Genomic DNA, 21,682 nt, shown 5'->3' on the forward strand with positions numbered 1-21,682 from the left:
TCTCGCTACCACTATTTAACCTCTACGAGGTATGCTCCGTTAGGAGCATAATGTTGGTAGTCAAAAAACAAGTCATTCGCCCCCTAATGTCCCGTAGGGACTATATTTGTTGGAGATTTTAGTTTCATTACAATTTTAATCGGACAACAATGATTTACAATTGTGTTTTTACGTAATTTTCTTCCACAATAATTTCGAGTGGCATATAGTGTAAATCCGTCACGGCTTCTTTTAAAACAATTTTTTTATACAGATGAATAATGCCCATATAGCCTTGTTCTTCTGGCTTTTGGTGAATTAAAAAGTCGACAATACCGTCATTCAGGTATTCTAAGTTTTGTTTTAATAATTCGTAACCCACCACTCGAATGCCTTTTATATGGTTGGCTTTTAGAAATTCAGCGACGATGTACACCCTGGAATTGGGTACAAAAACGCAATCGATACCCGAAAACATCGTGGTAGATAATTGGTTTTCGATATCGTATTTGATGCTGATTTCGGTAAAATTAAATTGGGGAAGATTGGGTTTGTCTTCAAAAAAAGCATAAAAACCCTTGATTCGTTGCAGGAAGACGTTCGTTCTCGAAGTACTTTCGACATTTCTTATGATTTTTAGAATCAATACGTTACTGTCATTCTTGATCCCGTAACTGATTAATTTCCCTCCTAGGTAACCACTTTGAAAAGAATCTTGACCTATATACGCTACACCTTCAAGTTCCGGAAGGTTAGAGTCAATCATTACAATGGGGATGTTTTTTTTCTTGTATTCCGTCAGAAAAGAAACCGATTCCTCGTAGAAAATTGGTGCAAAGAGAAGACCGTCGTAATCGAGTTGTAAAATTTTTTTTGCTGTTTTTTTGAAAGAGCTAATCTTGTAATCAAAATAGAGATAGTCAATAGAGATGCCAAAGTTGGCCAACTCTTCGGCCGCTTTTTCTACGCCGATTATTGGAGCTCTCCAATATTCAACATTTTTATTTTTGGGCAAAAAGACAGCGAACTTATACCTTTTATTGAACGCTAGATTGCTTGCAAAAATATTTTTTTTATAGCCGTATTCCTTAATAATCGCGTTTACTTTTTCGATGTTTTCCTCGGTAACTTGTCCACGATTATGGATAATTCGATCCACTGTACCCACAGATACATTCGCAATTTCGGCTATTTTCTTTATTGTAATGATAATCGTTACTTTTAGTTTTGAGACTGTAAAAGTATAATTTTTTCGCAAAAAAAATCTTTTATTAATATTATTTTGAAATAGTTGTTTTAGTCGTTTTTTTTATATATTTGCATTGTCCGTGTGCGAACACGAATTTTTAATATCAAATGGCAAAGCGAATTGTAACTTTTGGAGAAATATTATTAAGGCTATCGCCTCCCAGTCATTTGCGTTTGACCCAAGCCACTTCATTTGACCTGTATTATGGTTGTGCCGAAGCCAATGTCGCTGCTTCTTTAGCCAAATTTGGACTTCCTGTTAAATTCATTACCGCTGTACCTTCAAACGAATTGGGCGAATCTTCTTTGAGTATGTTGCGGTCCTTTGGCGTGGAGCCTATCGCTTTTATGCAAGGCAAAAGGTTGGGTATTTATTATTTTGAGCAAGGTGCATCGGAACGTCCGGGTAAAGTGGTGTACGACCGCGAAGACTCTTCGTTTTCGACTTTAAGAAAAGGAATGATCGATTGGGAAACAATTTTCAAGGATGCCGATTGGTTTCATTGGTCCGGTATCACACCTTCACTCTCGCTGGAATTGGCCGAACTTTGTAAAGAAGCATTGGTAGTTGCCGACGCTATGGGATTGACGATTTCTGCCGATTTGAACTACAGACCCACTTTGTGGAAATATGGTAAAAATGCAAATGAAATAATGCCCGATCTTGTTCAGCATTGTGATTTATTACTCGGTGGTATCGATGAGTCTGAAAAGGTGCTTGGCGTGCCCAAAAATGAATCCGATACCGAAGAAATGGTTTTTAGCAATTGGATGAAATTTTTTCCGAAATTAAAAAATATCACTTCTACCCATCGAATGCGAGCCAATGCTTCCTCCAATGCGGTGAGCGCTTCCATTTGGAATGGCACCGAATTATTGCAGTCCAGAGAATACAATATATCACACATTATAGACAGAATTGGAGCCGGCGATGCGTTTATGGCGGGCATAATCTACGGATTGATTACTTGGCCGGAAAATCATCAAATGGCCTTGGAATTTGCGGTGGCTGCCACCTGCTTGAAACATTCGATTTCAGGAGATATCAATTTGGCTACCGTAAATGAAATCAATGCTTTGATGAGTGGTTTTGGCGGGGGACGCGTATCACGATAATTTTAACTAGTTGCGTGTGCGAACACGTTTTGGAAACAAATATAAAATAGAATAGTAAATAATTTAAACACAAAAAAATGGCAAAAAGAGTAGTAACATTTGGAGAGATAATGTTAAGATTAGCACCTCAAGGATTTTTAAGATTTTCACAAGCAGACAATTTTGATGTTGTTTATGGTGGTGGCGAATCGAATGTGGCAGTTTCCTTGGCGAATTTTGGAATCCCAGTGGATTTCGTTACCCGTTTACCCAAAAATGATATCGGCGAATGTGCTATGATGGAAATGCGTAAAAGAGGCGTTGGAGTAGATAATATTGTTTGGGGTGGAGAACGTTTAGGGATTTATTTCCTCGAAACCGGAGCCGTGAGCAGAGGTAGTAAAGTGGTTTATGACCGCTCGCATTCTTCAATGTCAGAAATTCAACCCGGAATGATTAACTGGGAAAAAGTTTTCGAAGGTGTAGAATGGTTCCATTGGACTGGAATTACACCCGCAATTTCTCAAAGTTCTGCCGATGCTTGTTTAGAAGCGGTGAAAGCAGCGAGCAAATTAGGAATCACAATTTCAACGGATTTGAATTACCGCGCTAAATTATGGAAATACGGTGGCGACCGTGAAGCGATTATGACTGAGTTGACTTCGTATTGCGATGTGATTTTAGGCAACGAAGAAGATGCTGAAATGCACTTTGGCATCAAACCTGATGGCGCGGCAGTTCAAACACACGGACACGATGTCAAAGCTGAAGCGTTCTTGTCTGTTTGCCAACAAATGATGGCTAAATTCCCTAAAGCCAAAAAAGTAATTACCACTCTTAGAGGTTCTATTTCTGCCTCACACAACACTTGGGCTGGGGTTTTATATGATGGAAAACAAATGTTGCAAACCCGTCAATATCAAATTACAGATATCGTGGATCGAGTAGGTGGCGGTGATTCCTTTATGGGAGGTTTAATCTACGGATTATTGACTTATCCTGGGAATGACCAAAACGCTTTGGATTTTGCAGTAGCGGCTTCTTGCTTGAAACACACCATCAAAGGTGATGCGAACCTAGTAACGGTCGATGAAGTTTCTAAATTAATGGGCGGTGACGCTTCGGGTCGAGTAGCACGATAAATAAAGAACTTATGATCATAGATACAGTAGCCAACGCACCCAAATACATCGGATTGAATCCATTGTTTGCCCAAGCATTTGAGTTTATCAATCAAAATGACATTGCCAACCTTCCTGACGGCGTCCTAGAAATTGCCGAAGGATTAAAACTAATTGTGGCGACCGGAAACGGAAAAACAGCCGAAGCAAGTTTGGCCAAATTTGAATGTCACGACAAAAACATCGACATTCAAGTCTGCGTAAAAGGTTTGGAAACCATTGCTTGGAAACCAAGAGAAAAATGCGTTACTCCAAACGGAGATTATAATCCAGAGAAAGACGTTCGTTTTTTCAGTGATGCGCCAGATATGTCTTTTCAGTTGACAGATGGTCAATTTGCTATCTTTTATCCAGAGGACGTTCACGCGCCAATGATTGGTGAAGCTGAAATCAAAAAGTTAGTATTTAAAGTTAAAATTTAAATCATAATTTGGGCGTGCCCCTCCGTAAAAACTGCGGGTCGGGCTGTACGTTCCCGCTTTTTTTCTTTTGAATTGCCACGGGTTTAAACCCGTGGCAATTCAAAAGAAAAAAGAGCTCCACTGCCATCCCTCACGCGAGCGCAGTGCATAAAGGTCAGATTTGACAACTTTTTAAAAGTTGTCAAATCTATCAAACAAAAAATTAAAATATAAAACCTCCCGACCTCGCGTCTTTGAGGTTGATAAATGTAAAAAAAATTAAAAAAATGAGTAAAATACAATCAGTAACCGATGCAATTGTACAACAAGGAATGCTTCCTTTGTACTTTAATGCAGACGAGGCCGTAACCATAGAAGTGTTAAGAGCCATTTATAGAGCAGGAGTAAAAGCAGTAGAATACACCAGTCGTGGCGAAACCGCAATGAGCAACTTTGCTAAAATGGTCGAAGTTCGTAATGCCGAAATGCCCGATTTATTATTAGGTATTGGAACCATCAAAAACCTACAACAAGCACAAGAATATTTTACAATTGGTGCCGATTTTTTTATCAGCCCAGGGTTCGTGCCAGAAGTCGCTACTTTCTTGAAAAGCAAATCGGTCTTGTATAGCCCAGGCTGTATGACGCCAACGGAAATTATCGCTGCTGAAAATGCGGGAGTAAAATTCATTAAATTGTTCCCTGGTAATATGCTAGGACCCGATTTCTTGAGCGGAATCAAAGATATTTTTCCAAACTTACGATTTATGCCTACTGGTGGCGTGGATACAACCAGCGAAAATATTAGCGGATGGTTTAAAGCAGGCGTTTCTGCTGTGGGAATGGGAAGCAAACTCATCAGCAAACAATTGATGGCCGACAAAGATTATGCAACCATCGAATCAGAAACTAAAAAAGTGTTGGATTTAATTCATTCAATAACAAAGAAATAATGAAAACAGTAGTAATAACAGGAGCGGGAGGCGTTTTGTGCGGTACTTTAGCGAAAGCATTGGCGAAGCAAGGACATCAGATTGCGGTTTTGGATTTAAAAAAAGAAGCAGCAGATCGTGTTGCCGACGAAATTAATGCAGCGGGTGGAAAAGCGATTGGTGTAGCAGCAAATGTTTTGGAAAGAGATTCGCTCGAAGCAGCTAAAATAGAAGTGAATGAAAAATTGGGAAGCTGTGATATTTTAGTCAATGGAGCAGGAGGAAACCATCCGTTGGGAACTACGTCTAATCCATTTTTGTTAGAGGAAGATTTATTAAACACCACCGAAGGTTTCAAAACTTTTTTTGATTTAGATGCCGAAGGGATAAAATTCGTTTTCAATTTGAACTTTATCGGAACTTTATTGCCAACGCAAGTTTTTTCAAAAGATATGATTGGTAAAAAAGGCTGTAGCATTTTGAATATTTCTTCGATGAATGCGTTTACTCCTTTGACAAAAATACCGGCATACAGCGGAGCAAAGGCGGCTGTTTCTAATTTCACGCAATGGTTGGCAGTTCATTTTTCTAAAGTAGGAATTCGTGTGAATGCCTTGGCTCCCGGGTTTTTCTTAACCGATCAAAACCGTGCTTTATTGACCACTGGAGACGGTGAATTGACTCCAAGAGGAAATACCATTATCGGACAAACACCAATGGGAAGATTTGGCGAACCAGAAGATTTAATCAGCACCACGCTATATTTATGCGACGATGCCTCTTCTTTTGTGACCGGCGTTGTTATTCCTATCGATGGAGGTTTTAGTGCGTTTAGCGGAGTTTAAAACAATAGTTCTTAAAATTAAAATATACAATTATGGAACAAACTTGGAGATGGTACGGACCCAATGATCCAGTAAAATTATCTGACGCCAAACAAGCCGGAGCTACCGGAATTGTCACTGCCTTACACCATATAAAAAATGGGCAAGTCTGGGAAGTGGACGAGATAATGAAGCGTAAAAATGAGGTGGAAGCCGCAGGATTGACACTTTCAGTTGTCGAAAGTATTCCGGTGCACGAGGATATCAAAAAGCAAACCGGTGATTATTTAAACTATATCGAAAACTACAAGCAAAGCATCAGAAATTTAGCCGCTTGTGGAATTAATATTGTTTGCTACAATTTTATGCCCGTTTTAGATTGGTCCAGAACCGATTTGTCTTATGAAATGCCAGATGGTTCTAAAGCTTTACGTTTCGATGTCAACGAATTTGCGGCTTTCGAATTGTTTATTCTAAAAAGACCCGGCGCAGAAAACACCTATACCGAAGCTCAAAAAATCAAAGCAAAAGCCACTTTCGAAAAGTTGACCGATGCCGATAAAATTAAATTGCAACAAAACATCATCGCTGGTTTACCAGGTGCTGAAGAATCCTATACAGTAGAAGATTTCTTGAAAGTACTTCAAGGCTATGATGGAATTGATGCCAATAAATTAAAAGAAAATCTGTACTTTTTCTTGCGAGAAATTATTCCGGTAGCAGAAAGTGTTGGCGTTTTGATGGCGATTCACCCTGACGATCCTCCGTATCCCATTTTAGGTTTGCCAAGAGTGGTTAGTACCGAGGCTGATTTGATACAATTATTGAATGCAATTGATTCGCCATCGAATGGATTTTGTATGTGTACCGGTTCTTACGGCGTGATTGCCGAAAATGATTTACCGGGAATTGTAGATCGTCACGGAGAAAAAATGAATTTTATTCATTTGAGAAGTACACAGCGCGATGCCGAAGGAAATTTCTATGAGGCCAATCATCTCGAAGGCGATGTCGATATGTACGGAGTGGTAAAAGCTATTCTGAAAAAGCAAAAAGAAACCAAAAGAATCATCCCAATGCGTCCCGATCACGGACATCAAATGTTGGACGATTTGAATAAAAAAACCAACCCGGGATATTCAGGAATTGGCCGTTTAAGAGGCTTAGCAGAATTGCGCGGTTTGGAAATGGGAATTGAGAAAAGTTTATTTTAAAAAAATGTCAGAAAAAAATTTTATCACCGACAATTTTTTGCTTCACAGTAAAGCGGCAGTTCAACTGTATCACGATTTTGCAAAGCATCAACCTATTTTTGATTATCATTGTCATTTATCTCCAAAAGACATTGCTGAAGACCGTCAATTTGACAATTTAGCCCAGATTTGGCTGGATGGCGATCACTATAAATACCGAGCGATGCGTGCCAATGGTGTGAATGAAAAATTCATTACAGGCGATGCCAGCGACTACGAAAAATTTATGAAATGGGCAGAAACGGTTCCTACAACTTTGAGGAACCCGCTATACCATTGGACCCATTTAGAACTCAAAAATTATTTTGGAATAACCAACTTGTTGAATGCAGATTCAGCGGAGTCGATTTACAATCAATGTGCTGAATTGTTACAAAAACCAGAATACAGTGTTCGAAATATTCTTAGAAAAATGAATGTAAAAGTGGTGGGAACTACGGATGATCCTACCGATGATTTGCGTTATCACAAACAATTGCAGGACGATCAGTTCGAAATCAAAGTTTTGCCTTCCTTCAGACCGGACAAAGCCACCGAAATAGAAAAGGGCAAAGCCTTTGTCGAGTGGATTCAAAAATTGGGATCGACTGTCCATTATGAAATTTCTGATTTCAATTCGCTGATTAAAGCTTTGAAGGAGCGTCATACCTTTTTTCACGAAATGGGTTGTCGCATATCCGATCACGGTCATAGCACTTTTTATGGTGAAAAATACACGACAACTGAAATCAATGTCATTTTAAAAAGAGCTTTAAAAGGCGAAAAAATTTCACGCTTTGAAATCAATAAGTACAAATCGGCGGTGTTGTTTGAACTGGCTTTGATGAATAAATCCAGATCTTGGGCGCAACAATTTCACGTTGGAGCCATTAGAAACAACAATGTAAAGATGCTGCAAAGCATAGGTCCTGATCAAGGATATGATTCTATCGGCGATTTGAATATGGCGGATAATATGAGCAAGTTTTTCGGCAAGCTAAGTCAATGCGATGGATTGGCCAATACCATTGTCTATAATTTGAACCCACGAGACAGCGAGATGTTTGCTTCGATGGCTGCCAATTTCAATGATGGAATTGTGGTTGGTAAAATGCAATATGGTGCCGCTTGGTGGTTTTTAGACCAAAAAGATGGTATGGAAAAGCAACTCAATGTACTCTCAAATTTTGGATTATTGAGCAAATTTGTTGGAATGGTAACCGATTCAAGAAGTTTTCTTTCTTTTCCGAGACACGAGTATTTTAGACGTATCTTGTGCAATGTTCTGGGCGATGAAATCGAGAAAGGGGAGTTGCCCGACGACCTGAATCTCATAGGAAGTATGGTAGAAGACATTTGTTATAAAAATGCCAAGACCTATTTCAAAGTAACTATTTAATTCCAAATATTTTTTTTAACCAACCAAAAACAACCAAAATGATATGAATAAAACAACAACAAAAATTGGAAATTACAGATGGACCATTTGTGGTTTACTCTTTTTTGCAACGACCATCAATTACCTCGATAGACAAGTTCTTTCTTTGACTTGGAATGATTTTATTGCCCCAGAATTCCATTGGACCAACAATGATTATGGAAATATTACGGCTTTATTTTCGATATTTTATGCGGTATCATTATTATTTGCAGGGAAGTTTGTAGATTTTATGGATACCAAAAAAGGATTTCTTTGGGCTATTGGAGTGTGGTCAGTAGGAGCCTGTTTACACGCTTTTGCAGGAATTGCAACATCTGGCTGGATCACTGGAAATTGGTTTGTTGGTTTTGAAGGTGCAAAAGAGGCGCTTAGTACTGTAAATGATACCGGATTAGTGATTAATGTGAGTGTTAGTTTATTCATTTTTGCCCGTTTTGTTTTAGCGGTGGGTGAGGCTGGAAATTTCCCTGCGGCAATTAAAACTACGGCTGAATATTTTCCTAAAAAAGACAGAGCATTTTCTACTAGTATTTTTAATGCTGGTGCCACAGTCGGGGCATTGGCAGCTCCAATTTCTATTCCGTTTATAGCCAAAGCTTTTGGTTGGGAAATGGCATTTATTATAATTGGAGCTTTAGGTTTTATCTGGATGGGCTTTTGGATTTTTATGTATGACAAGCCAGAAAACCATAAAAGAGTTACGGCTGCAGAACTCGAATACATCCAACAAGACGATATCGCAGATAGTAAATTAGTTGGATATGTGCCAGAAACTACCAATAAAGTGACTTTCAAGGAGTGCTTTCGATACAAACAAACTTGGGCTTTCGCTTGTGGCAAGTTTATGACCGACGGTGTTTGGTGGTTTTTCTTGTTTTGGACTCCGGCTTATTTAAGTTCGGTTTACGGTATGGATTCTACTGAGGCTGCTTTCCCATTATTTGTCCTTTATATGATAACCTTACTTTCTATTATTGGAGGATGGTTGCCTACTTATTTTGTTGAAAAGGTTGGAATGAATCCTTATGAAGGGCGAATGAGATCGATGTTGATCTTTGCCTTTTTCCCCTTGTTGGCACTTGTGGCGCAACCGTTAGGCTATATTAGTTATTGGTTGCCCATCATTATTATTGGTATTGCTGGAGCGGCTCATCAAGCCTGGTCTGCAAATATTTTCACTACGGTGGGTGATATGTTCCCGAAAAAAGCAATTGCTACCATCACAGGAATTGGCGGTTTAGCAGGCGGCTTAGGGTCGACCTTGATCAACAAAGGTTCAGGATTGCTGTTTGACTATACCAAAGAAACCAATATGGCTTTTATGGGATTTGAAGGAATCGAAGCAGGCTACTTTATTATCTTCTCCATTTGTTCGGTTTGTTATTTGACCGGATGGATTATAATGAAATCATTGGTGCCTAAATATTCCCCAATTACCGATTTGTAGATTTTTATTATTTTTAACCCGTTGGGTGTAATTCAATTTAATTTTTTTTAAACACATAGAATCATAGTTTTTTATTAATTTTATTAAGACGCTTCGCTTGATTTTAGTAAATCATAGCTATGTGAACCCAAGAACTGGGCTATCCAACTCTTTTTTCTATGATTCTATGCGTTTCAATTTTACTATTTCTAAAAATTTAATAATTTCACCCAACGAGTTATTTTTATATTTTTTTGTTAGTAATAGCCCTAAAGTTTCGCTTTAGGGCTATTTTTTATTATACTAAAACAGCTAAATACTTGCTAGCAGTACTGGATGTTAATATGCAAAATCGGAACTCCAATCGTTTTATGCTGCGCTCGCTGTACTGAAATTACTATGCAAATATTGTGCATATACTTTTTCTAATACAGAAATATTCTCCGATTTTTTATTTATATGGACTCTCTTTGAAAATACTGTGCCGTCTTTTAGGACTATAAAGAAACGATACCATTTGAAATTCATCACAGTTTTAATAATGAATAAAGCGAGGATCATACTTCCTGCTGTTGCGAGGTATAAATCTAAATATTGAATGGTTGCGATTATAAACAAGAATGGAATAGAAATCCCAAATAGTTCCATTGCGGGATGCAAATTGTATTTTTTGATGTACAATTTATTGATCTGGGCAAATGGAATTTCTTGCTCGGCTTTGTTTTGATGTTTCAAAAGCAGTCCATTTTCGGACAAAGTGAGTTGATCAAATTTAGCTTTTCGAATCGAGTTTTTAGAAAGGGGGATACAATTGATTTCTATCATAATAAGGGATTTTAGCAAAGTTTTTTTTAAAATTTAAGTCAAAAAAAACCCTGCCCCAAGATGGAACAGGGTCTGTAAATAATAACAAGATGTACTCTTACTTAAGAATTGGATACTTGTTTATAAACAGCTCTAAATCTAAGAAAGGCAAATACTAGTCCGATTGCCAACAGAATCCAAACAGAATCGTCAATGGGTGCAGCGGGGGTTGTATCGCTAGTACCGCTATCATCTATTCCTCCGTTATCTGACCCTGATCCTGGTTGTGCAAAAGTGGCCAATGTACACACAAAGAAAAAAGCAGTGATATAAAATTTTACTAAGTTATTTTTCATTTTTTAATTTTTTAATGTTTTTAATTCAATACTTTTTTGGTCACCTCTGAGTTGTCTTCACCAACAATTTTTACAATTAGCACCTGGTTTAGGGCTCTTTGGTCTTTGATTGTAGCCGTGTTCGCTTTCACGTTTCTTTGTTCGGATAGTAATCTTCCTTGAACATCAAAAACACTAATGCTACTGATGGCAATCGAACCTGAATTTACATAAAGCGTTCCATTATTTTTGTATACTCTAATAGTGTTCTCATTTAATTTTGGTTCATCTACTTTCAATGTTTTTTGGTATTTCAAAGAGAATCTGCTGTTGTCTATTCCAGCAGTGGCATTGAAGGTATAAGAACCATTTTTCAAGTTGGTTTCTGCACCAGTGGTGTTGTCTAACAAATAAACGTCTTGTCCCGTTGCAAAAACACCATCAAAATGGTCTAAAGCGATTGTATAATCTCCAGCTAAATCAGTTTTGAAGTTTAAAGCTACTACGTCGCTAGCATCAAATGCTGGACGACCCTGAATAGTGTATTCTTCGTTGTTGATACTAGAAGTCAAAGCAATTGGACTGTCGTTAATGTATTTTGCATCATACATATCAACAGCTAAAGTTGCATCAGCAGTATATCCTACTAAAGCTTGGCTGAAAGCATCGGCTGCACCTGTCAAATTCAACCACAAACGGTCTTTTTGAACTTGTTTGGTTTTGAAGAATTGATTGCTATTGTTAGCAACTCGCATGGCATTGGTAAAACTTACGTTCGAAGCGCTTTTAGCTTTTACAAAGAACCCTTGTCCTACTTGAATTGTTCCGTTTGGCACCGCGCTACTTGGTGTAGCAGTAGTTGCTCCCAATGGATTATACACCGCATACGATGAACCTGTCGCCCCATTTATTTTTCTCCAGAAATACAAACTGCTTTCGATGTTCGTAGTGTTGGCAGTGATAAAGGCTTGTGCATCGATAGTCGATGGATAAGGATTTCCTACCAAATTGTATCCTAAAGCGGCTCCACCGTAAGTAATCGGGTTTGTAATAGTTCCATTGTTCGGCACACCTGAAAATACACCGGCAAAAGTTTGTGTCGCAGGTGCAGGTACAGCATCGTTAGGCATACGAATCAAGTAACCTGATCCTGCAGCGAAAGTGGTTGTCGTAGGGCTAGCAATCGCTGTATATTGATTTGCAGTTTCAGCATAATTGTAAAAACGACTTGGTGATTGTGACGTTAACGGCGAAAAATCTGTTAATTTTTGTGTGCCAGTCACCGGAGAAGACCAAATGGTATAGTCTAAACGGCTTAACGCATTGCTATTTCTGTTCACAGTAGTGGTACCTGCACCTCCATTAGAAACATTATCTACTTGAATCAAGTTAGCATTGTTTAGGACAGTTAAGGTTCCATTGTTTGTAATAGCTTCCTTTACAGTAAAATTATAAGTTGAATTAATAGTTAATGTTGATCCAGAATCAATAGTCAATGACTTTATGCTTACATTGACAAAAGGTGAGGGTTGAAATGTTCCATTTGCAATCGTTACGTCAGAATTTTGATCAGGTACTCCATTTGACCAGTTTAGTGCATTAATCCAACCTGTGCTCGTTCCCCCTGTCCAAGTAGTGCTTGTAGCTGGAGTTAATGGATCATAAACTAATTGTATTTTTCCTCCTACACCAGTAGTAGCCACAACAGACCATCCTGTAGTTATACCAATGACAGTTCCAAAATTTCCTGAAAGATCTCCAGTTGCTTCAGTGGTAACAATATCTATAGTAACCGGTCCAGCTGGTGTGTATATTCCAGTAATATCTAATGTTCCTGAAACAGCAAGCGTTCCTGCAATGGCACTATTGGTAATTTGGTCATAATCAACACCTGCTGCAGCACTTCCTGAAATTTGCAAAATAGTTTTACCGCTAAGTGTTGCAGCTCCTTTTGCAAAATCAACGATTCCTTTCCCTGCAGAACCTCCAGGAGCTATTATACTATTAGCAGTAGTTGTTACACCTGGAATAATATTAAGGTTAGAACCTGTGTCTGTATTAATAATACCATTGTTTGTGATACCACTAGTAAATGCATTATTTGCGGTTGGATTAGCTACAGCTGTATAGGCTATTGACGCATCTCCTGTACCTGATGCCAATGTAAGCGTTCCCGTTGGGGATACAGTAGCATTAGACACTACATTGGTGATAAGTGGATTAGGAAGCGGAAAACTAAATTTTTGATTGGTAACTGTAAATGTAAATCCATCAGCTGTATAAGTTGTACCAGCATTTGATAATGCTGTATCTGCAACTGTAAAAGTAACTTGTTTATTGGTGCTAGAACTAGCTGTTCTTTTAAAATTGAAAGTACCTGTGGTGTTATTAACTATGGAACTGAAACTAACAAAATCGCTATTTGAATTGATAATTCCATTATTGATTATGGATGTTTTAAAACCTGCGTGACTTGTAGACCCTTCCAAATTTAAAACGCCACTATTTGTAATGGTGAGCGGTGGAGCTTCACCAGCACTTGAACCAGCTATAGCACTGCCTCTGCCCACAGTTGTAGATCTGTTTTTCAAAGTTAATGTGCCACTATTAGTAATGAAGAATCCTACGCCAGTGCCAGTAGATTTGCCGCCACCATTTCCTGTACCTAATGGTCCAGTAGCGATATTAGAACAAACAAGGTCTATATTTAAAGTACCTTCGTTAATTAAGTTAAAAATTGGTGCATTGGTTCCTGCTCCAGTACTCATAAATATAGGGGTATTTGTAGTATCTCCAAGGATATTAATGTTTCCCCTGTTGGTTACAGTTGTCGTTGTTGAAGCTGAATTAAACACGCTCATTTGTCGTGCGAGGTTGGTATTTTTACTATAAAAAGTAAGATTTGTACCACTTTCTATAATTACGGTAGAAGCACCTCCTAAACCCAATAATCCGCCATTACTTGGTATTCCTGCACTTCCGATTGTAAAACCAGTACCTCCTATAATTACAGGAGAGATATTTGAAGATCTCACGGCAAAACAAGTGTTTGTCCCTGTGCTAAGCTTTAAACTAGGTGTAGCATTAATTAGGAAACTATAGATAGCGAATGCATTCGCAGAAGGAACACTTATCGCAGCACTAGCTGCAGTAGTCGATGCACTAACATCTATATTTAAGGTTCCGTTACCCGAGTAGCCATATGTCGTGTTACTGGTCGGAGGCTGCGTAGGAGTATTACAAATTATCCCTGTAGTTGCGATTCCTCCTCCAGCAGTTGCAGTACTTAAAATATCTAATGTCCCGTTGTTTACTATCTTTCCACCAGTAAGAGAAACGTTGGTGATCGACGCACTTCTTACTAAAAGAGTAGCGCCAGAATTGATGGTTAATGTAGGACCTGCAATTGTTCCTGTTGCATTGCTAATAGTAACTCTAGCTACAGAACTTGGAGGACTTGTCGTAATGATCGGTGCATTTGGAGTTGAGTTACTACTAATAACCACCCAATCTACATTTGTAAGTGTTGATTCTCCTGGATAAGTACTTGTACTGCCACTTCCGCTTGGAGTCCAGTTTGCAGCTGTTGCCCAGTCAGTTGAAACGGATCCGTTCCAAGTAAATGTTCTTTGCCCCATCGCCGTATTCACAAATAATCCACACAGGATTATCATCAGGACTATCCAGCCCTTTTTTTGTTTTTTAATCGTGTTGTTTTTTTTCATAGGTAATTTGTTTTTAATTGGTTTTTAACAGTAATGGAATTTGTACCACCTTTTTTACAAGGCATTCCGCGGTTTTATTGTTGGTATTGTTATAGTATGTCTCAAAGTTTTCCTTTGAATTTTAAAATAAAAACCCCTGTCCAGCTCAAAATACGAGTTGGATAAGTATTGTTCACAATTTGGTGAAGATTCAGTCGGTAGGTTGGATTTGCTTGGGGGCGAGGAACCTAGTTTTGAAAGAAAACGCTGCGGTTAGTTCAAAATAGGGTAATAAAAAACCTCTGGACTAAAAAAGCCCAGAGGTAATTTTTTATTTATTGTTTCACAATTTTAAAGGTTTGTGTTGCATCGTCTATGGTTACTTCCATCACGTATAATCCTTTTTGTAAATTCGAAATATTGAGTTGTCTTTGGTTGGCTTCTATAGTTTCGCTCAATACTTTTTGTCCTAAGATATTGAAAAGTGCGACTTTGCTGATGTTTTGAGCAGCAGACAAATTCAACTGTCCGCTTGTTGGATTCGGATACACACTGAATTTGAAATCAGCAAATTGGGCATTTCCTAGCGATGGGTCATAAACCAATTGTGCCTTGTTTCCTAACCCAGGGTTAATCACTACTGCCCATTTTGCAGGCAATCCAATAACATTAGCAAAAGGTCCAACAACCGAACCTTCAGAACCTGCTGTTGTGTTAGTAGTAATAATATCTATGGTAGTAAAAACAGCTGGTGTATAAAGACCTGTTACATCAAGAGTTGCTCCATTGACATTTATAACATCAAGCAATCCTGTTACTTGCATTGCATCATAATCGACACCCGCAGTGGCGCTTCCGCTAGCTTGTATTTTTAAGGTACCTTGTAGTGATAAAAGATTTGCATTTGCTGCAGGAAATGCTGGTAGTGTTAGAATTCCTTTTCCAGTGTTACCTCCCGGTGACAATACACTTGTAGCTGTAGTGGAAAGCAAAGATAAAATATTAAGGTTTGAAGCTGTATCGGTATTGATCGTGCCTGAGTTGTTTACATTTCCTGCAGCATTGTTTAATGCAGGAAGTCCTGCTGCTGTATAAGGCAATGGTGTCGTACCTGTTCCAGTGATACGAGTAAGTGTTCCTGTTGCTGGAACAGTAGCAGTGGATAATACATTCGTAACAAGGTTTGTTCCATCACTAGCACCCCCAAATTTTTGTGCTACAACCGCATAATCGTTATTGTTACTATCTCTGTAAATAGAACCTACAGAACCTGATGTGTCTAAGTTAGTAACGGTAAAAGTAACCTGTCTGGTGGTTGCGGTAGCTGCTGTTCTAACGAAATTAATACTACCTCCAAGATTGTTGTTAACTGCAGTAAAACTTCTAAATTCGCTATTAGTGTTTAATATACCGGTATTGTTTAGGGTTGTTTTCAAACCTAAATTATAGGTACTGCCTTCTAAATTCAAAGTGCCACTATTAGATAAAACTAAACGAGGTGCCTCGCCAGCAGTGACAGTGAAAATTGCAAATCCTGTTCCAACCGTAGTTGATGTGTTCTTCAAAGTCATTGTGCCAGTATTGGTTACATTTACTACAGAACCTGCATTTGCAGTACCACCACCGCCATTACCGATATTTAACCCAGAATGACCAGCAGTCACGGCATTTAAGTTTATATTTATAGTGCCTTCGTTATTGATATTATAAACACTTGCAGTAGCAGAAGCACCCGTGCTGAAACCCATCCCTGAACGTGCAGAAGCGCCTTGGATAATGATTGTTCCTTTATTGGTAAAATTAGTGGCGTTACTATTACTTGAAAATCCTCCAATGGCACTATTAAGATTTGTGGCTGCACTATTTAAGGTAAGAGTTGTTCCAGCTTCTACCGTTACGCTAGTACCTCCACCTAAATTGATCAGACCTCCTATTGACGGACTTCCTACAGTTCCTATAGTAAATCCTGTACCTCCTATTATCAATTTGTTGGCATTATTTCCTCCAGCCGCTCTGACAGCACCTATGCCAAGAAGAGTAGCTTGATTAAAAGTAATTTCTGGATTATTCAGAATAAATTTATAAGTTACGTTGGCGTTATTGGTAGGTGTTGTAGTGGATCCGCTATTACCAAGAACGGCAATTGCAGCGGCACCCGCAAAGTTAGCACTAGGAAGGTCAATAGTCAGCATACCACTTCCGGAATAAGTATATTCTCTAGGGATAGTCGGTAAAACATTTGGATTACCACAATTAATACCAATTGCAGGAAAACTGGTAAAACCAGCTCCTATGGCTTTTATATTGAGGGTTCCATTGTTTACAATACTTCCACCATTCAAAAATACATTGTTAGATTGTGTGGCAACATTCCCTACATTGAGAATCGCTCCGGGGTTAATCGTAAAAATTGCCCCTGCTTCGCTACCAAAAGTGTTAGCAATATACAATCGAGCGATATCCAGTACTTGCCCATCATAGATAGCCGGAAACGGTGTATCGCTTTTATTGATGTAGACCAAATCAATTACTCCTATTTCGCCAGGATATGTATTGGTGCCTGGGGTTGTTGTACCTCTTAAAATGGTCCAGTTGGCCGTATCAGCCCAATCAGATGATTTAGAACCATTCCAGATGAAGGTGTCATTGGCTGCCGATGCTGATTGTGCTGCAGCTACATTCGAAAAAAGTCCGCAAAAGAGCAAAAAGAGGATTACTAAACCCGTTTTGTAATTTTTGCTCGACAAGTAATTGTTTTTCATAATATTGATTTTAATTGTTTTATTATTTATTGGTCAGATGTAATTGCCTAGGTTGTTTCCTAAAGCTCGAGTCGCATTAGTTATAGCGGTTTAACGACTAGTTTTCAGTTATGCTCATTTTATAGGTAATGACTTGATGGTTTAATTCTTCAATATTGGTATTTTATTTTTTAATTTTCTACAGCAAAACACTTATTTGAATATACTACAATTAAATACTTCTTAACCCTTGGATGAAATTCAATTTGTAAAGTTTTTTAACCACATAGAAATATTTTTATTGTAATTATTAAAAGGCGTTTCGCTTTATTTATGAAAACATAGCCATGTGAACCCAAGAAATTGGGCTATCCAATTCTTTTTTTCTATGTTCCGATAGCTATCGGAACTATGTGGTTTAATTTTTTTTATTTAATCCATTAATTGAAATTTTAAAAATTACACACATCGGGTTCTTCTTATTTTAATGTTTTAAAAAACGGGCTTCAAATTCTATTCCTTTGATAATAATGTTTTTTTTGGCGGAGAATTCGCGGTTCATTTTTTAAATTATTTTCAACTATTAAATTCATAAGTTAAACCATTTCATGAATTTTGAAAAATCCAATCGTTTTTTGTTGTCATTCACGGCACTAGCTTTCTTATTTATTTTCGATATCAAACAAATGCATTTCTAACAATATCGATTTCGTTTGCAACTTTGTAAAATTAAATATTCTTTCCCGATTAAAATATGTCAAATCAAGCAATTAGTGGGGGTAAATCAATCAAAATCAGCTTAGCATTGCATTTTGGCATTTTTAATGTCAGAAATTACAGTTTTGCGGTTAAGGTAGTGTCATAGCGTTTGTGCCCCGTATACGCTTGCGTGAATAGACTTTTTTTCAAAAAGAAAGGACAATAAAAGAAGTTTGATAGCAGATTATTTCTCTGTAATACTGTACTGAGAAATCAATGTTTTTTTTGTCATATAAACCACCTTTTAGCGCTAAATCGACTTATTATTACCCCGTAAATGACAGATATAACCCCTAGCATTTATATTGAAACTGATATCTTTGATGTACTTGCGTTATATTCTTTTAGTCAACAAAACATAAAAATATAGAATGTATTTTAACGCATTTAACCCAAACAAAAAAAAAACGTATTTATCAACGACATCTTAAAAAAATGAAAAATAATATTCTTAAAAATGTATTCAACTATTCATTATTGTTTTTAGGAATACTTCTTTTTTCAAGTTGTATGTATCCGCAAACTAACCTCGTCGTTGATGGAAGTTTCGAAAATGGATCAACGGCTTGGATGCTTTCAGCTGGAGCGACAAGAATAGCTTCGGATCCACAATCTGGAAGTTTTTCAATAACTGCTCCTGACGGCGGCGAAGCTACCCAAACCATATCTGGTCTTTCAGCAAACACCACTTATGTATTGACGGGCTGGTTGAAATCGAGCAATGCCAGTCCGGTGCAATTGGGCGTTAAATGGCATGGAGGAAATGAATTGACTGCGCCAACGACTTCGACTGCCTATGCGCAATTATCGATTAAATTCACCACTGGACCAGCCAATACATCAGCGGTAATTTATTGTAGTAATCCAGCCGGTGGTAGTAATCAAATGACTGCCGATACTTTTTCGATAGTACAAACTGCAGAAACGCCTTATGAATTAGTTTGGACCGATGAATTTAATGGAACCGGAATAGTAGATGCAGCGAATTGGAGTTTCGAAAACGGTTTTGTCCGAAATGAGGAAGTGCAATGGTATCAATCTGACAATGCCTTCCAGCAAGGAGGCAATTTGATTATCGAAGGGCGAAAAGAAAACCTTGTAAATACTAGGATTAATCCTAACTATGATCCTAATTCAACAGATTGGAAAAAATCCCGTCAATACATCAATTATACCGCGTCGAGTATAAAAACAGCCGGAAAAAAATCGTGGTTGTACGGTAGATTTGAAATACGAGCCAAGGTAACCAACCTAACGGGTACTTGGCCAGCCATCTGGACCTTGGGCAATAATTGCGAATGGCCATCGAATGGAGAAGTAGACATTATGGAAAATTATGGTGGCAATATATTAGCGAATTTTGCTTGGGGAACCAACACGAGATGGGATGCAAAATGGGATACTGTGAGACTAAATACGATGACGAATTTTGTAAGCAAAGATCCCGACTGGCTTAGTAAATTTCATATTTGGACAATGGATTGGGATGTCAATAAAATGAGTATTTACCTAGACGGTGTTTTGTTAAATGAGGTAAATTTAAACACGACCATCAATGGAACTGCTAATTGCTCAGGTCAAAATCCTTTTAGACAAAAACATTATTTATTACTCAACTTGGCACTTGGTTCTTCAGGAGGAAGTGTCAATAACCTCGCTTTCCCAACACAGTATATAGTTGATTATGTACGGGTGTATCAATTGACTGCTAACTTGGCTGTAGATAAAGTGCAAAAACAGGATGCGACAGTACTATATCCGAATCCTGCAAAAAATGTTCTCACTATTGACTATTCGAATAGCAACCCAAAATTTAAGATATTTGACGTCTCAGGAAGAGTATTTATTACAGGCAATGGTTCTAAAGTTGACCTCAGTAAGTTAAAGAATGGAGTCTATTTTGTTCAAGTTGAAAATTTGAAACCAACCAAAATTATCAAGGAATAATGCATTTCTAAACGTGTAAAAAAAAACTGTAATTGTAGGTGCATTGAAAAGGGTAGTCAAGTCAATCTAAAACAACAACTTTGATTTGTTAAGAGTAGTATGCTGAAGTATTCTTGATTTTTTTTAGTTCGATTTTCACTAGTGTCCACTATAGATTAAAAAAAGTTCTTTGAAATTATTGTAAATCTGTATTTTAAGTATCATTTTAGAGCGTGACGATTTGAAATGAATCTATTATGTTCGTAAATTAACTTTACGAATATGAATCACGGAAAATATGTCTTTTCTCAATTAGTTGAATTTCTGCCCCAACGTGTTTTTGATAGATTTGTAACAAAGTATGATGGTAACAAAAAGGTTAGACATTTTACTTGTTGGAACCAACTTTTATGTATGATTTTTGGTCAATTATCTTCTCGGGATAGCTTGAGAGATTTGATAATTGTTATTGAAGCACATCAATCAAAATCGTATCATTTAGGTTTTGGAAAAAATGTAACTCGAAGTAACTTAGCCAAGGCAAATGAGAATCGCAATTATAAAATATTCGAAGACTTTGCTAATCATTTAATATTGATTGCTCAAGAAAAAAACAGCAATGATAGTTTTGAGATAAAAGGCAATATTTATGCTTTTGATTCTTCAACAATTGATTTGTGTTTGAGTGTGTTTTGGTGGGCTCATTTTAACAACCAAGGCAGGAATAAAACTTCACACACTTTTTGATATTAATACACAAATCCCCGTATTTATTCACATCACCGAGGCAAACGTTCACGATGTTAATGCAATGGACTTAATCAATTACGAACGTTTTGCTTATTATATTTTTGACCGTGCTTATGTTGATTACTTAAGACTTTATCGAATTACAAAATCTTCTGCATATTTTGTTGTTAGAGCAAAATCAAATTTAAAATTTAAAAGAATGTATTCCAAGAAGACCGATAAATCCTCAGGAGTTATTTATGACCAAACAGGAAAAATAGATGGCTTTTATACTTCCAAAGATTATCCTTAAAAGATAAGAAAAGTCAAGTTCTTTGATGATGAAAACAAAAAAATGCTAATCTTTTTGACGAACAATTTTGATTTATCAGCCCAACAAATCGCCTTACTTTATAAACAGCGTTGGCAGATTGAATTATTCTTCAAATGGATTAAACAACATTTGAAAGTTAAGACCTTTTGGGGAACAACAGAAAATGCTGTTCGCATACAAATTAACATCGCAATAATAACTTATTGCTTGGTATCAATCATTGCGAAAGATTTAAAAATCAATCGTTCAATCTACGAAATTCTACAAATTTTATCAGCATCATTACTCGATAAAACACCTGTAAATGAATTACTTATGAAATCAGATTACAATAATGTCAATGAACATATTACTAACCAGCTGGTTTTCAACTTATTTTAAGTGGACACTAGTGTTCGATTTTATTAAAAAATTCGGTTACTTTTTATAAAACTTATTGGGAACTCTGCTGTTGAATGTTTCTCGATACCATCCCTGCCCAAAGCCGGATCCCTTGAAGAGCGGTTGTCTTTTTATACTTGTGAAATCTAAAAGGGTATATCAATGAAACCGAGCTACGAACGTCTTCAAAACATACAATTTTCAAAGAGT

At 37.5% G+C, this 21,682-nt stretch carries 15 protein-coding genes and 1 pseudogene; 11 read left to right on the forward strand and 5 right to left on the reverse strand.

Features of this window, described 5'->3' with window-relative positions; translation table 11 throughout:
• Window positions 1–154 precede the first annotated feature (154 nt).
• On the reverse strand, window positions 155–1,237 hold the full coding sequence (locus E1750_RS16725) for a LacI family DNA-binding transcriptional regulator (RefSeq protein ID WP_227873917.1): 1,083 nt from the start codon (window positions 1,235–1,237) through the stop codon (window positions 155–157).
• Between the two features lie 98 nt (window positions 1,238–1,335).
• Here E1750_RS16725 and E1750_RS16730 point away from each other — a divergent pair, with 98 nt between their 5' ends.
• The 8 genes from E1750_RS16730 (at window position 1,336) to E1750_RS16765 (ending at window position 9,780) form a co-directional block, all read left to right on the forward strand.
• Window positions 1,336–2,343, forward strand: coding sequence for a sugar kinase (locus E1750_RS16730; RefSeq protein WP_133277865.1), 1,008 nt, complete (start codon window positions 1,336–1,338; stop codon window positions 2,341–2,343).
• Window positions 2,344–2,420: 77 nt separating this feature from the next.
• Window positions 2,421–3,464 carry a sugar kinase gene (locus E1750_RS16735; RefSeq protein ID WP_133277866.1) on the forward strand — a complete coding sequence of 348 codons (1,044 nt, stop codon included), beginning with the start codon at window positions 2,421–2,423 and terminating at the stop codon, window positions 3,462–3,464.
• 11 nt (window positions 3,465–3,475) lie between these two features.
• Window positions 3,476–3,925 carry a YhcH/YjgK/YiaL family protein gene (locus tag E1750_RS16740; protein ID WP_133277867.1) on the forward strand — a complete coding sequence of 150 codons (450 nt, stop codon included), beginning with the start codon at window positions 3,476–3,478 and terminating at the stop codon, window positions 3,923–3,925.
• 266 nt (window positions 3,926–4,191) lie between these two features.
• Entirely contained in the window at window positions 4,192–4,857 is a 666-nt protein-coding gene (locus E1750_RS16745) for a beta/alpha barrel domain-containing protein (protein ID WP_133277868.1), read from the forward strand.
• Entirely contained in the window at window positions 4,854–5,681 is an 828-nt protein-coding gene (locus E1750_RS16750) for an SDR family oxidoreductase (protein ID WP_317126142.1), read from the forward strand. The genes E1750_RS16745 and E1750_RS16750 overlap by 4 nt, the downstream gene beginning before the upstream one ends.
• 32 nt (window positions 5,682–5,713) lie before the next feature.
• Window positions 5,714–6,874 carry a mannonate dehydratase gene (uxuA, locus tag E1750_RS16755; protein WP_133277870.1) on the forward strand — a complete coding sequence of 387 codons (1,161 nt, stop codon included), beginning with the start codon at window positions 5,714–5,716 and terminating at the stop codon, window positions 6,872–6,874.
• A gap of 4 nt (window positions 6,875–6,878) precedes the next feature.
• Window positions 6,879–8,291 carry a glucuronate isomerase gene (gene uxaC / locus E1750_RS16760; RefSeq protein ID WP_133277871.1) on the forward strand — a complete coding sequence of 471 codons (1,413 nt, stop codon included), beginning with the start codon at window positions 6,879–6,881 and terminating at the stop codon, window positions 8,289–8,291.
• A gap of 43 nt (window positions 8,292–8,334) precedes the next feature.
• On the forward strand, window positions 8,335–9,780 hold the full coding sequence (locus E1750_RS16765) for an MFS transporter (RefSeq protein WP_133277872.1): 1,446 nt from the start codon (window positions 8,335–8,337) through the stop codon (window positions 9,778–9,780).
• A 348-nt stretch (window positions 9,781–10,128) separates the two neighbouring features.
• Here the strand turns inward: E1750_RS16765 and E1750_RS16770 are convergent, their stop codons facing one another.
• The 4 genes from E1750_RS16770 to E1750_RS16785 form a co-directional block, all read right to left on the reverse strand.
• Window positions 10,129–10,584 carry a hypothetical protein gene (locus E1750_RS16770; protein WP_133277873.1) on the reverse strand — a complete coding sequence of 152 codons (456 nt, stop codon included), beginning with the start codon at window positions 10,582–10,584 and terminating at the stop codon, window positions 10,129–10,131.
• A 101-nt stretch (window positions 10,585–10,685) separates the two neighbouring features.
• Window positions 10,686–10,919 (reverse strand): hypothetical protein, encoded by a 234-nt coding sequence (locus tag E1750_RS16775; protein ID WP_133277874.1) that lies wholly within the window; start codon window positions 10,917–10,919, stop codon window positions 10,686–10,688.
• A gap of 20 nt (window positions 10,920–10,939) precedes the next feature.
• Entirely contained in the window at window positions 10,940–14,623 is a 3,684-nt protein-coding gene (locus E1750_RS16780) for a T9SS sorting signal type C domain-containing protein (protein WP_133277875.1), read from the reverse strand.
• Between the two features lie 314 nt (window positions 14,624–14,937).
• The gene (locus E1750_RS16785) at window positions 14,938–17,364 is read right to left on the reverse strand and encodes a T9SS type A sorting domain-containing protein (RefSeq protein ID WP_133277876.1); all 2,427 of its coding nucleotides are present in this window, start codon (window positions 17,362–17,364) and stop codon (window positions 14,938–14,940) included.
• A gap of 1,173 nt (window positions 17,365–18,537) precedes the next feature.
• On the opposite strand from E1750_RS16785, the gene E1750_RS16790 reads away from it, so the two are divergent.
• From E1750_RS16790 to E1750_RS16795, 3 genes and pseudogenes are all read left to right on the forward strand, one after another.
• On the forward strand, window positions 18,538–20,049 hold the full coding sequence (locus E1750_RS16790) for a family 16 glycosylhydrolase (protein ID WP_133277877.1): 1,512 nt from the start codon (window positions 18,538–18,540) through the stop codon (window positions 20,047–20,049).
• 261 nt (window positions 20,050–20,310) lie between these two features.
• Entirely contained in the window at window positions 20,311–20,775 is a 465-nt protein-coding gene (locus tag E1750_RS17950) for a DUF4372 domain-containing protein (RefSeq protein WP_227873918.1), read from the forward strand.
• Window positions 20,714–21,472, forward strand: a pseudogene (locus tag E1750_RS16795) (IS4 family transposase). The gene E1750_RS17950 and the pseudogene E1750_RS16795 overlap by 62 nt, the downstream one beginning before the upstream one ends.
• The last annotated feature ends 210 nt before the right edge of the window (window positions 21,473–21,682 follow it).

The organism is Flavobacterium nackdongense, assembly GCF_004355225.1.
GTDB lineage: Bacteria > Bacteroidota > Bacteroidia > Flavobacteriales > Flavobacteriaceae > Flavobacterium > Flavobacterium nackdongense.